This window comes from Cupriavidus sp. YAF13 (assembly GCF_052113425.1).
Classification (GTDB): Bacteria; Pseudomonadota; Gammaproteobacteria; order Burkholderiales; family Burkholderiaceae; genus Cupriavidus.
In genome coordinates this window covers 42,468-54,712 of sequence record NZ_JBFRDD010000011.1, presented here as the reverse complement: position 1 = coordinate 54,712, position 12,245 = coordinate 42,468, and the positions used below count along the sequence as shown (strand labels likewise).

Below are 12,245 nucleotides of genomic sequence, written 5' to 3'. Positions count from 1 at the left end.
CAACGGCTACCGCTGGGAATTGCCAAGGCACGCAGGGCGTGCCGCACTGACCGGATACCGCGTATCCGGTCCGCAGGACGCTAGTCTTGCCAACCCGTCGATGGTGCAAGCCCGGCGGGTTTTTTCATGGGCGCTCGAAAGACGGCAAGCGAAGCACGGAACGCGGGACAGAGGACATGGCAGCCCGGCCCGGGAACGCCGCAAAGAAAAAGCGCTGCTCCGGTGAAGGAGGCAGCGCTTTGCCAGGGTCGTATTGCGGCGTGTGCGGCGCGGTCCCTGAGACCGCTCCAGAACGTGCCAGGAGCTATCGGGCAGCGGGGGTGGCAACCTAGGCTGCCACCCCCGCTGCGCGGCCACCCGGGGCCGCCCAGGGCCACCCCATGCCGTCCCGCGTACCCTCTTAGTGCGTGACGCGGGTCGTGCCGCCCGACGACAGCAAGCGCACGCGCTCGCCCGGACGGAAGGCTTCGTCGGCGTCCTGGACGATGGCGCGCATATCGCCGTTGTCCAGGCGCACGGTGATTTCCAGGCCACGGCGCTGGCTGATCTTGTTCTCGGCCATGCTGCCGGCGATGCCGCCGAGCACGGCGCCCAGCACGCCGGCTGCCACCGAGCCGCCGCCGTTGCCGATGGTGCTGCCCGCGGCGATGCCGCCGATGGCGCCACCGGCGATCGTGCCGGCGCCGGTCTGGTCGCCCTGGATCAGCACCTCGCGAACCGTCTCGACCACGCCGTAGCGCAAGGTCTGCTCGCGCTGCGCCTGGCCCGGCTTATAGATGCTGGCGGAATTCGACTGCGCAGCGCAGCCAGCCACCAGGGTGGCTGCGGCGGCGAGCGCGATGGCGCTGGTGCGAATCAGGGTGTGCATAGGATCAATCCCGGAAAAGGTGTTACTCGTAGCGGTAGCCAAAAGCGGACTGGAAGCGCTCACCGATTTCGTCGCGCGACGGCTTGTGGTTCTGCGGACCCTGGTGCGCGATCTTGATGGAGCCCATCAGGCTGGCAAGCCGGCCCGTTGTTTCCCAGTCGAAGCCCTGTTCGATGCCGTAAAGCAGGCCGCCGCGGAAGGCATCGCCGCAGCCCGTCGGATCGACCACGCGATCCGCTTTCACGGAGGCGATATTGTACTTCTGGTTGTCGGCAAAGACGGTGGCGCCCTTTTCGCCGTGGGTCACGATGAACGCCTTGACCTGCGCGGCGACTTCATCGCTGGTCCAGCCGGTACGCGACAGCAGAACCTGGGCTTCGTAGTCATTGACCGTCACGTAGCTGGCGAGTTCAACGAACTGGCGCAGATCGTCGCCGTTGAACAGCGGCATGGCCTGGCCCAGGTCGAAGATGAACGGAACGCCGGCGTCGGCGAACTGGCGCGCGTGGTGCAGCATGCCTTCGCGGCTGTCGGGGGCGACGATGCCCAGGCCGGGCGCGTTGCTGCCGCCGAGCGCGTCCTGCACCTGCGAGAGCTGCGACTGGTTCATCGCGCCGGGGTGGAATGCCGTGATCTGGTTGTTCTCCAGGTCGGTCGTGATCATCGCTTGCGCCGTGAAGGTGTCAGGCAGGGTGCGGATGTGCTCGGTGCCGATATCGAGCGCGCGCAGGTGTTGCAGGTAGGGCTCGGCGTCGACGCCGACGGTAGCCATGATCACCGGGTTGCCGCCAAGCAGCTTCAGCGTGTAGGCGATATTGCCGGCGCAGCCGCCGAACTCGCGGCGCATGGACGGGACCAGGAAGGACACGTTCAGCATGTGGATCTGGTCGGGCAGGATATGTTCGCGGAAATGTCCCTCGAACGTCATGATGGTGTCGTAGGCAACGGAGCCACAGATCAGGCTGGACATGCTCTCTCCAATTCTCGTAATGCGGGCTGACGGGGCCACCGGGTCGTGCAGGTGCCCCTGAATGCAAAAACGGCCACCCGTTTTGCCGGGTGGCCGCGCCTGGCAGGTGGCGCGCTTACTTCAGTGCGGCCAGTGCGGCGTCGTAGTTCGGCTCGTTCTTGATTTCCGAGACCAGTTCGCTGTACTTCACGGTGTCGTTCTCATCGAGCACCACCACGGCGCGCGCGGTCACGCCGGCCAGCGGGCCGGTCTTGATGTCCACGCCGTAGTTGCCCTTGAAGTCGGCGCCGCGCATCAGCGACAGCGGCACCACGTTGGCCAGGCCTTCAGCGGTGCAGAAGCGGCCCATGGCGAACGGCAGGTCGGCCGAGACGGTCAGCACAACGGTGTTGGCCAGGCCGCTGGCGGCTTCGTTGAACTTGCGCGCCGAAGCCTGGCACACCGGGGTGTCCAGGCTGGGGACGATATTGAGCACCTTGCGCTTGCCGGCGAAGTCAGCCAGCGTGACATCCTTCAGGTCCTTGCCGACCAGCGAGAATGCGGGGGCCTTGTCGCCGGCTTGCGGAAACTTGCCGCCGACTTCGATGGCGTTGCCGCCGAGGGTGACGTTGCTCATATGTGCTCCTGTGTGAAATGTGGGCTCGCAAATCGGGGGCGCTCGGGATTGGCGGCGAGCCCAGATGGAATTCAGGGATAGAAGATCAGCACGCGGTAGTTTGCCGCCGCTTGCTGCGACCGGAATCGTACCCGAACCGGCAGCTCCGTGCCTGCCCGCAGGCCATGTGTGGCAAAGGCCTGCTGCTCGGCTTCAAGGTAGTCGGCGGGTTGGAGCACCTTGCGCAGCAGGAGCTGGTCCTGGAGGTCCGTCATGACCAGCTCGATGGCGGGCAGCGCCACGGTGGCGCGGCCCTGGTTGCGCAGCGTCACGGCGAGCAGGTAGGCGTCGGATTCGTCATCCTGCTTTTGCAGCAGCGAGCTCTCGATGCGCAAGGCGTCGATGTCGCGCCACGGTGCCACCGCGCAACCCAGCGCAGCGCAGGCCGCCTCGAGGGCGGGGCGCAATACGGGGAAGCGGCCGGACAACTGGCTGCGCGCCAGGTAGGTGCCTTGCACCAGGCCCGCAATCACGAGGAACCCGATCGCCAGCCTTTGCAGCATGCGCTTGCGCTTGGCCGGGCCAGGATCGCGCTCGCGCGCATGGCGCAGGAAGTCGGGCGCGAAGGACGGGGTGGCAGGCGTGTCGCTGCGCATCCACGGCCGCTCGGCCTGTTCGCGTGAGATCGCTTCGGGAATCTCGGGGAGGTCGTCCTGCGCTTCGGCGCGCAGGTAGCCGCTTGCGCTCGGGATGGCCGCGGCGTCGGCGTCGGTGTTGGCGGCGGCACTCGTGGTGGCTTGGCTGGTGGCGGATGCTTCGTTCGCCGCTTTCGCTATGTTGGCTGCGCTTTCCGTATCGGCGATGTCCGCGGTGTGCGTGGCATCGTCGTCGCTCAGCGTGCTGGGGTCGAGCCGCGGCCAGGGTGCAGCTTCCGGCGCGCGTGCTTCGCTTGCCCGCGATGCCTCTGGCTCTGCCTCGGCCTCGGCGGGAAGGCCGACTTCCTCGCTCTCGACGATGCCGGGTACGAACACCGCGGAAGGCTCGTCCTCGTCCTTGTCCTCGTCAGCGTTGCCGGCTTCCGGCTCCATCCGATGGTTGCCGGCCTGCACGGCCTCGTCCGCTTCCGCCTGCGTTTGGTACAGCATGACGGTGGGCGCATCGAGCGCCGGCACGTCGTAGCCAGGGTCGTAGCCGGGGTCGAAGGGCGCGGCGGCGGGGCGGCTGTCGTCGGGGTCGTGCTGGGGGGGCGTGTCGACGTGCGCTGCTTCGTGTGGCACGGCGGTGGCTTCGGCCGGGTGCGCTTGCGCGTCCGGGTGCGCCACGGCATGCGCCCGCTTGCGCGGGGCGCGCGGTGCGCGGGCAGCCTTGTGTGCTTCTTCGTGTGTTTCTTCGTGCGCGTGCTCGGCGGGCGCCTCCTGTGCCGGGGGCGCGGCGGGGGCAGGGGCGGCAATGCCTTCCCCCGCCTGCGCGACGGTCTCAGGGCCGGCTGCCGGCTCGGGCGCCGGCAACTCGATCAGGTGCTCGCGTGCATCGAAGACGGTGTCGCACTGGCCGCAGCGGACCAGTCCCTGGCGCAGCCGCAGCTGGTCCGCCACCAGCCGAAAGGCAGTGCGACAGGCCGGGCAACGCGTGACGAGCTTGGCGGCCATGGGCTGGGCTCAGCGCTGGGTGCCGGTGCCTTCACCGCGGGTGCCATGCAGGCAGACCCAGCCTTCCTCGCTGCGCCAGACTGACATGGGCAGCCAGGGCGCGTAGGCCGCGGCGACTTCGTCGGCCTGCCGCTCCAGCACGCCCGACAGCACCAGCCGGCCGCCGGGGCGAACCCGCGCGCTCAGCATGGCCGCCATCAGCTTCAGCGGGTTGGACAGGATATTGGCGACGACGAGGTCGTAGCTGGCCTCGGAGACGGTTTCCGGCAGCGCGAAGGTGGCCTCCACGCGATTGCGCTCGGCGTTATAGCGCGAGGCTTCCACCGCGTTGGGGTCGATATCGATGCCGAGCGTGTCGCCGGCGCCCAGCTTGCGCGCCACGATGGCGAGGATGCCCGAGCCACAGCCGTAGTCGAGCACCGTTTCGCCGGCCTTGATGTTCTGTTCCAGCCACTGCATGCACAGCCGCGTGGTGGGATGGCTGCCAGTACCGAAGGCTAGGCCCGGGTCCAGCTCCAGCACCACCGCGTCGGGGTCCGGCGCGTCGTGCCAGGACGGCACCACCCAGATGCGCTCGCCGATGCGGATCGGCGCGAACTGGGATTGCGTCAGGCGCACCCAGTCCTGGTCTTCGACGGGGCGCAGCTGGTAAGCCGGCACCGGGTCGATGCCCAGCGCATTGGCGGCAGCGGCCACCACCAGCACGGGGTCGGCGCTGTCGTCAAACAGCGCCACCACGCGTGAGCGGTTCCATGCCAGGCGGGTCGGCTCCATGCCGGGCTCGCCGAACAGYGGCTGCTCGTCGGGCGTATCGGCATCGGCGTCTTCCACCGAGACCGACAGCGCGCCGAGGTCGAACAGCGCGTCAGACCAGGCTTCGGCCTGATCTTGTGCGATTTCGATCACACATTCCTGAAATGCCACAGGCGATCCTTGTCGATCAGTTATGACTGGCCGCGCCGGGGCTTCAGATCTTGCCGCCCTTGGCCACGTTCTTCTGGGCCAGGCGGTGCTCGAGATAGTGAATGCTGGTGCCGCCTTCGACGAAGTTGGCATCGAGCATCAGCTCACGGTGCAGCGGTACGTTGGTCTGGATGCCGTCCACCACCATTTCCGACAGCGCGATCCGCATGCGGGCGATGGCCTGCTCGCGGGTGGCGCCGTAGGTGATGATCTTGCCGATCATCGAATCGTAGTTGGGCGGCACGAAGTAGCCATCATACGCGTGCGAGTCGACCCGCACGCCGGGACCGCCGGGCATGTGCCACGCGGTGATGCGCCCGGGCGACGGCGTGAACTTGAACGGGTCCTCGGCGTTGATGCGGCATTCGATCGAGTGGCCGCGCAGCTGCACGTCCTTCTGGCGCCAGCGCAGCTTCTCGCCAAAGGCGATGCGGATCTGCTCCTGCACGATGTCGATGCCGGTGATCATCTCGGTGACCGGGTGCTCAACCTGCACGCGCGTGTTCATCTCGATGAAGTAGAACTCGTTRTTCTCATACAGGAATTCGAAGGTGCCGGCGCCACGGTAGCCGATCTTCTTGCAGGCCTCGGCGCAGCGGTCGCCGATGCGCTCGATCAGGCGGCGCGGGATGTGCGGCGCAGGTGCTTCTTCGATGACCTTCTGGTGGCGGCGCTGCATCGAGCAGTCGCGCTCGCCCAGCCAGATGGCCTGGCGATGCTGGTCGGCCAGGATCTGGATCTCGACGTGCCGGGGGTTCTCCAGGAATTTCTCCATGTAGACCTCCGGGTTGCCGAAGGCACGGCCGGCTTCCTCGCGCGTCATGTTGACCGCATTGACCAGGGCGGCCTCGGTGTGCACCACGCGCATGCCGCGGCCACCGCCGCCGCCCGCTGCCTTGATGATGACCGGATAGCCCACGGCACGCGCCGTGGCCAGGATTTCCTTGGGGTCGTCGGGCAGGGCGCCTTCGGAACCCGGCACGCACGGCACGCCCGACTTGATCATGGCCTGTTTGGCCGAGACCTTGTCGCCCATCAGGCGGATGCTCTCGGAGGTCGGGCCGATGAAGACGAAACCGGACTTTTCCACGCGTTCGGCGAAGTCGGCGTTTTCCGACAAGAAGCCGTAGCCCGGGTGGATGGCTTGCGCATCGGTCACCTCGGCGGCCGAGATGATGGCCGGCATGTTGAGGTACGACAGCGGCGAGGGTGCCGGGCCGATACAGACGGCTTCGTCGGCCAGCTTGACGTACTTGGCTTCCTTGTCGGCTTCCGAATACACCACCACAGTCTTGATGCCGAGCTCGCGGCAGGCGCGCTGGATGCGAAGGGCGATTTCACCGCGATTCGCGATCAGAATTTTTTCAAACATAGTCACTCTCTGCGAGGAGAAAGGCGGTCCCACCGCGGCGGATCGTGGCGTCTCCGGCGAGGGCAGCCGGAGTGCGGGCGGGGGTGCTGGCACCGGGACGAGGAACGCCCGGTGGCCGTCGCCGCCGTGGCTGGCCGGAGAATTCCGGCGCAGGCTGCGGGCGGCGCGGCATGCCGGTCAGTTTCAGCCGATGATGAACAGCGGCTGGCCGTATTCCACCGCCTGGCCATTCTCGACCAGGATTTCCTTGATCACGCCAGCCTTGTCCGACTCGATCTCGTTGAGCAGCTTCATCGCTTCGATGATGCAGACCGTCTGGCCTTCCTTGACGGTATCGCCCACATTGACGAACGACGCCGCGCCCGGCGACGGTGCGCGATAGAAGGTACCGACCATCGGCGAGGTCACGACATGGCCCACCGGCAGTTGCGGCGCGGCCGGCTCGCTACCGGCGACGGGCATCGCGACCGGCGCGGCGGCCGGAGGCAGTGCCTGCATCGGCTGCATGGCCATCGGCGCGGCGATGACCTGCGGCGGCGCCTTGACGATCCGCACCTTGCCTTCGCCTTCGGTGACTTCCAGCTCGGAGATGCCGGACTCGGCCACCAGGTCGATCAGCGTCTTCAGCTTGCGCAGGTCCATCTTCTATCCTCCTGAATCGGGTTGTCCGGCGGCCACCGCTCTGGTGGCTGCGTCCGGGAAAAACTGACGCCTCCGGCGGGCTGCCTTGGTCCGCCGCGAACATGGCGGCGGGGCAGGCGCCGGGGGGCGCTGTAACGGTTTAAGAAATCAATGGGCGGATCAGGCCTTGGGCAGCGCCTGTTCCAGCTCCTGCCCGAGGGCATAGTCCAGCGCCAGCAGATACCCCTGCCAGCCAAGTCCGCAGATCACTCCGATCGCCACATCGGAGAAATAAGAGTGATGACGGAAGCTCTCGCGCCGATGCACGTTCGACAAGTGGACTTCCACAAACGGAATCGCCACCCCGGCCAGCGCATCGCGCAGCGCTACGCTGGTATGCGTATAGGCGGCCGGGTTGATGATGATGAAATCCACGCCCTCGCCGCGCGCGGCATGGATACGATCCACCAGCGCGCCCTCATGGTTGGACTGAAACGTAGCCAGGGTGATGCCGGTCTGGCGGGCTCGCTGCGCGAGGGCCAGGTCGATATCGGCTAGTTTCGTGTACCCATAAGTCTCCGGCTCCCGCGTGCCCAGCAAATTCAGGTTCGGTCCGTGCAGGACCAGCACCTTGCGGTAGCGGGGGGAGCGGCGTTCGGGAGGCGTATCGATCACGGCGGCTCGACCATTTCAACGAAATTGCGCGGAGATTACCGTAGCTTAGAGTGATTTGTCTAGCAGCGTAGACATAGGCAGCTTCGAAGCAGGCGAGTTTTCAGGCCCGATTCCGCACTTTGGGGTCGCGAAATCGTGTTTCGATCAAATTGCGCGATGATCGAACAAGGTTAGGAGAAAATCGCCCCAAATCAAGAATCTTATGGCTAGCTGCGAGGCAGCGCGGCGCGCAGCTCGTCAGGGGAAACCCTGCCCATTTTGCGGTAGCTGACCGTGCCATCGGGCGCAATGATCACTGTATAGGGCAGGCCGCCGGCCGCGTTGCCAAAGTTGCGCGAAAGCTCCGTACCGGCAAATCCGGCCACGGCCAGTGGGTAGGAGACGGGGATCTTCTTGATGAACTGCTGGATATTGTTAGCGGAATCGATGCCGATGCCGACAAATTCCACTTTTCGTCCCGTGTATTCCTTGTGCAATGCGTTCAGGTCGGGCATTTCTTCCACGCAGGGACCGCACCAGGGTGCCCAGAAGTTCACAACCACCGTTTTTCCGCGAAGTTGCGCGAAGTTGATCTGGGCGCCGTCCGGATCTGGCAGTTGCGTGCGCAGGAACGTCTCGACGGCCTCGTCGGATGCCGGCTTGGGCGAAAACACATAGTGCCCGGCCAGCGCGCCCGCGGCGGCGGCCACGACGGCAACGGCAAGCCAGGCCCAGAGGCGGCTGCGGCGGACAGGAGTGCTGGTGGAAGAGGTCATGGCAGCAAGAAAGATAGCGGCTGATGGAAGAGGTAAGAACCCGGAGGGCTCCATGGGGACGGGGTGCAGGGCCTGTGGCCGGCCTCGCCCGCGCTCCCGGTCAAAGGTGGCGCTCAGGCCGCTGCGGGCGCGTCGGGCATCTGGGGGGCTGCCACGTCGGCGGCCGCCAGCAGCGCCTGCACGGCGTCCACATCGGCACGGGCAACCCGGCCGCTGGCCGCGGCCCGGACTGCGCCGCGTTCGTCATCTGCATCATACAGCGCTATATGGATGCCGACGGGCTGGCCAAGTTCCGTGCGGATCTCTCCCGCCAGCAGGCGCGCATCGCGCACGGCCGGCCACTGTCCCTTCCAGAGGAAACTCAGGGTCTCGACCTCGCCGCGGCCGGCGAAGTGCCGGGTCTCGCTGGTGTCGAAGTCCACGCCAGCGTTGAGCAGGTGCAGGGTGAGATCCTTGGGGCTATCGCAAAAGCACTGCAGATAGACGTCGGAATGCTCGGTGGCGGTGCCATTGAGCACGGCCCCGGCCAGGTATGGGCGGAATGCGGCGAGGTCGCGCATGGCAAGCACGGCCAGCCGGCGCAGCAGCGCCAGCACGCGAGGCTGGCTCTCCGAGTGGAACAGTGCCTGATAGAGACGGACCTCCGCTTCCACGGCCTCGTTGTCGGGGAGCCACTCGCCCGCCACGCGCACGTCGCCCAGCAGCTGCCGCGCGGCCTTGCGCTTGGCCGTGGCGTAGTCGGTGCCATCTTCCGCGATCATGCGGGCGGCGGCCTGGGCGATTTCCTCGCGCAGGCGGATGGGGTCGAGGGTGGGGCGGCGGGGCATGGGGGGATGATACCGGAGGGATCGCGGCCTGCGCGCTAGGGTCGGGTTTTGCTTTTTAGAGTGGCCGGTGACGGGGAGATTCCTTGGGGCGAAGGCGCCGGCCTGGAAATCTGCCGTGCCCGGCCGCCGGCCTTTCCCGCACGGCGTCGCCGTCACCCCCTCAGGTACAATTCTCTCCATCCAGAAGCAACCCGGCCCGGCCGCCCTGGCCCGCCCAATCCTAAATCCCATGCATATTCACATCCTCGGTATCTGCGGCACATTCATGGGCGGCCTCGCCGTGCTTGCCAAGCAGGCTGGCCACCGCGTCACCGGATGCGATGCCAATGTCTATCCGCCGATGAGCACGCAGCTCGAGGCGCAGGGCATTGAGCTGATCGAGGGCTTCGATCCTGGCCAGCTGGCGCTGGAGCCGGACCTGTTCGTCATCGGCAATGTGGTGTCGCGCGGCAATCCGCTGATGGAGGCCATCCTCAACCGCAACCTGCCTTACGTCTCCGGCCCGCAGTGGCTCGGGGAGCATGTGCTGCGCGGCAAATGGACGCTGGCGGTGGCGGGCACCCATGGCAAGACCACCACCACCTCCATGCTGGCCTGGATCCTGGAAGATGCCGGCTACCAGCCGGGCTTCCTGGTGGGCGGCGTGCCGCAGAATTTTGGCGTGTCGGCGCGGGTGACCGACTCTGACTTCTTCGTGATCGAGGCTGATGAGTACGACACGGCGTTCTTCGACAAGCGCAGCAAGTTTGTCCATTACCGTCCGCGCACGGCCATCCTGAACAACCTGGAATACGACCACGCCGACATCTTCCCTGATCTTGCTGCCATCGAGACCCAGTTCCATCATTTGGTGCGCACCGTGCCGGAGCAGGGCCGGCTGATCGTCAACGGCTTTGAGGAAAGCCTGGCGCGCGTGCTGGAGCGGGGCTGCTGGAGCGAGACCGAGCAATTCGGCATCGGCGACTGGCGCGCGGGCGAGCCCGCCGAGGGTGATGCCGCCAGCGATAGCGTGACCCAGGACAGCTTCGATGTCTGGTTCGGCGACGCGCTGCAAGGCCGGCTCAACTGGGCCTTGCAAGGCACGCACAACCGGATGAATGCGCTGGCTGCGATTGCGGCTGCCCGCCATGTGGGCGTGCCAGCGCCGCAGGCGATCGATTCCTTGTCGCGCTTCGCTAATGTGAAGCGCCGCATGGAAGTGCGTGGCGTGGTCAATGGCATCACGGTCTATGACGACTTTGCCCACCATCCCACGGCGATCCAGACCACGCTGGACGGCCTGCGCAAGCGGGTTGGCGCGGCGCGCATCCTGGCGGTGCTGGAGCCGCGCTCCAACACCATGAAGCTGGGCGTGATGAAGGCGCAGCTCCCGGCCAGCCTCGAGGCGGCTGACCTGGTGTTCGGGTATGGCGCGGCCAGCGGCAAGGATGCGCTGGGCTGGGACCTGGCCGAATCGCTGGCGCCGCTGGGCGAGCGCGCGGCGGCGTTCAGCGACCTTCCCGAGCTGGTCCGCGCGGTGCGAGCCGCCGCGCGCCCGGGCGACCATGTGCTGGTCATGAGCAACGGCGGCTTCGGCGGCGTCCACCAGAAGCTGCTGGACGCGTTTGCCGCAGGTGTTTCCGCCTGAGCGGGGCCTGGCATGCTGCTATACCTGCACGGTTTCCGCTCATCTCCACAGTCCTTCAAGGCGCGCCTGGTCCAGGAGCGCATGCGTGAATGGGGCGTGGGACGCTATTACGCCTGTCCGGTGCTGAATGTGTCGCCGGTCCAGGCTATCGCCCAGGCCGAAGCGGCCATCGCGGCCTCGCAGGCCGGTGGCGCACAGCCGCTTACCATCATCGGCTCCTCGCTGGGCGGCTTCTATGCGCGCTGGCTGGCCGAGCGCCACGGCTGCCGCGCAGTGCTTCTTAACCCGGCGGTGCATCCCTGGACCGACCTGGAGCGCCACCTGGGCGACCAGCCGCTCTGGCACGGCGGTGGCTCGGTGCGGGTGGAACGCCACCACCTGGATGAACTTGTGGCGTTGCGGGTCGAGCCCATCACCCGGCCGGAGCGCTATTTCCTGCTGGCCGCGACCGGTGACGAGGTGCTGGACTACCGCGAGATGCTGGCGGCCTTCCCCGGCGCGCACACGCGCGTCATCGAGGGCAGCGACCACGGCATCAGCGAATTTGCCGGCTACGTCGACGAAGTCCTCGCTTTCTGCGGCTATGGACCCGATGGCCAGATCGGCCAGGGCGACGCCATCGACCCCATCGGCCCGGAGCCACGGGCATGAACGCGGCATGAACGGGGCGCATCTGCGCCGCAGTGGTTGGCACGCCCGTCTACCCGAAGATCCCGCCATCAGCGCTAACCTGCGCCGCTGGGTGACCGGTGATGGCTCGCTCACTGCCCGGCTGGTGGCGGCGTCGGACGCTTTTCGGGTGCGCCGCCTGGCGCAGCGCATGGAACTCGCCCTTGCCGATGAATGGCAGGCGCTGGGGCTGCCTGCCCGTCGCCGCGCGCTGGCGCGCGAGGTGCTGCTGATCTGTGATGGGGTGCCGGCCATCTTTGCCCATACCGTGGTGAAGCCTGACCATGCCCGGCGCGACTGGCCGTTCCTGCGCGGCCTGGGCGAGCGCCCGCTGGGCAGCGCGCTGTTCGTCGATCCCCGCGTGCGGCGCGAGCCGTTTGCCTTTGCGCGCCTGCTTGCGCATCACCCGCTGCGGCGCCGGCTGGAACTAGCCGTGCCGGCCATGCGGGAACTCGCTGCGTCATCGGCGTTGCCCGCGCGGCGCTCGGCCTTCCGGCGTGGCGACGGCGTCATGCTGGTGACCGAGGTATTCCTGCCCGACCTGCTGGCGCGGCCCGCGCCGGAACTGAGCGGTTCCAGCCAGAAGCCGCCAGGTAGCCATCCAGGACAAGAACTTTCCCCAGATCGATAATCGCGACGAAGAAGAAGAGACGA

13 protein-coding genes are annotated in these 12,245 nt (G+C 67.0%); 3 read left to right on the top strand and 10 right to left on the bottom strand.

Annotation, left to right across the window (positions count from 1 at the left end; all coding sequences use genetic code 11):
• Positions 1-400: 400 nt before the first annotated feature.
• The 10 genes from AB4061_RS11725 to AB4061_RS11680 form a co-directional block, all read right to left on the bottom strand.
• The gene (locus AB4061_RS11725; RefSeq protein ID WP_441633849.1) at positions 401-868 is read right to left on the bottom strand and encodes a hypothetical protein; all 468 of its coding nucleotides are present in this window, start codon (positions 866-868) and stop codon (positions 401-403) included.
• Positions 869-890: 22 nt separating this feature from the next.
• Entirely contained in the window at positions 891-1,838 is a 948-nt protein-coding gene (locus AB4061_RS11720; RefSeq protein ID WP_441633847.1) for a carbohydrate kinase family protein, read from the bottom strand.
• A 115-nt stretch (positions 1,839-1,953) separates the two neighbouring features.
• Positions 1,954-2,454, bottom strand: a complete 501-nt coding sequence (gene tpx / locus AB4061_RS11715) for a thiol peroxidase (RefSeq protein WP_043349617.1) — start codon at positions 2,452-2,454, stop codon at positions 1,954-1,956.
• Positions 2,455-2,525: 71 nt separating this feature from the next.
• Positions 2,526-4,082: a DUF3426 domain-containing protein gene (locus tag AB4061_RS11710; protein WP_441633845.1), complete on the bottom strand. Its 1,557-nt coding sequence runs from the start codon at positions 4,080-4,082 to the stop codon at positions 2,526-2,528.
• Positions 4,083-4,091: 9 nt separating this feature from the next.
• Entirely contained in the window at positions 4,092-5,006 is a 915-nt protein-coding gene (prmA, locus tag AB4061_RS11705) for a 50S ribosomal protein L11 methyltransferase (RefSeq protein WP_441633843.1), read from the bottom strand.
• Between the two features lie 43 nt (positions 5,007-5,049).
• Complete coding sequence (gene accC, locus AB4061_RS11700) at positions 5,050-6,417, bottom strand: acetyl-CoA carboxylase biotin carboxylase subunit (protein WP_043349611.1); 1,368 nt, start codon at positions 6,415-6,417, stop codon at positions 5,050-5,052.
• Between the two features lie 183 nt (positions 6,418-6,600).
• Positions 6,601-7,059: an acetyl-CoA carboxylase biotin carboxyl carrier protein gene (accB, locus tag AB4061_RS11695; RefSeq protein ID WP_441633840.1), complete on the bottom strand. Its 459-nt coding sequence runs from the start codon at positions 7,057-7,059 to the stop codon at positions 6,601-6,603.
• A gap of 159 nt (positions 7,060-7,218) precedes the next feature.
• Entirely contained in the window at positions 7,219-7,713 is a 495-nt protein-coding gene (gene aroQ, locus AB4061_RS11690; protein WP_441633838.1) for a type II 3-dehydroquinate dehydratase, read from the bottom strand.
• Positions 7,714-7,919: 206 nt separating this feature from the next.
• Positions 7,920-8,468, bottom strand: a complete 549-nt coding sequence (locus AB4061_RS11685) for a TlpA family protein disulfide reductase (protein WP_441634026.1) — start codon at positions 8,466-8,468, stop codon at positions 7,920-7,922.
• 113 nt (positions 8,469-8,581) lie between these two features.
• A complete protein-coding gene (locus AB4061_RS11680) occupies positions 8,582-9,295 on the bottom strand; it encodes a UDP-N-acetylmuramate--alanine ligase (RefSeq protein WP_441633836.1) in 714 nt (237 codons plus the stop codon).
• 229 nt (positions 9,296-9,524) lie between these two features.
• Here AB4061_RS11680 and mpl point away from each other — a divergent pair, with 229 nt between their 5' ends.
• From mpl to AB4061_RS11665, 3 genes are read left to right on the top strand one after another with little or no spacing between them, the layout of a single operon-like run.
• A complete protein-coding gene (gene mpl / locus AB4061_RS11675) occupies positions 9,525-10,922 on the top strand; it encodes a UDP-N-acetylmuramate:L-alanyl-gamma-D-glutamyl-meso-diaminopimelate ligase (protein WP_441633834.1) in 1,398 nt (465 codons plus the stop codon).
• Positions 10,923-10,934: 12 nt separating this feature from the next.
• Positions 10,935-11,573, top strand: coding sequence for a YqiA/YcfP family alpha/beta fold hydrolase (locus AB4061_RS11670; protein WP_441633832.1), 639 nt, complete (start codon positions 10,935-10,937; stop codon positions 11,571-11,573).
• A gap of 7 nt (positions 11,574-11,580) precedes the next feature.
• A complete protein-coding gene (locus tag AB4061_RS11665; RefSeq protein ID WP_441633830.1) occupies positions 11,581-12,222 on the top strand; it encodes a chorismate--pyruvate lyase family protein in 642 nt (213 codons plus the stop codon).
• Positions 12,223-12,245: the final 23 nt, after the last annotated feature.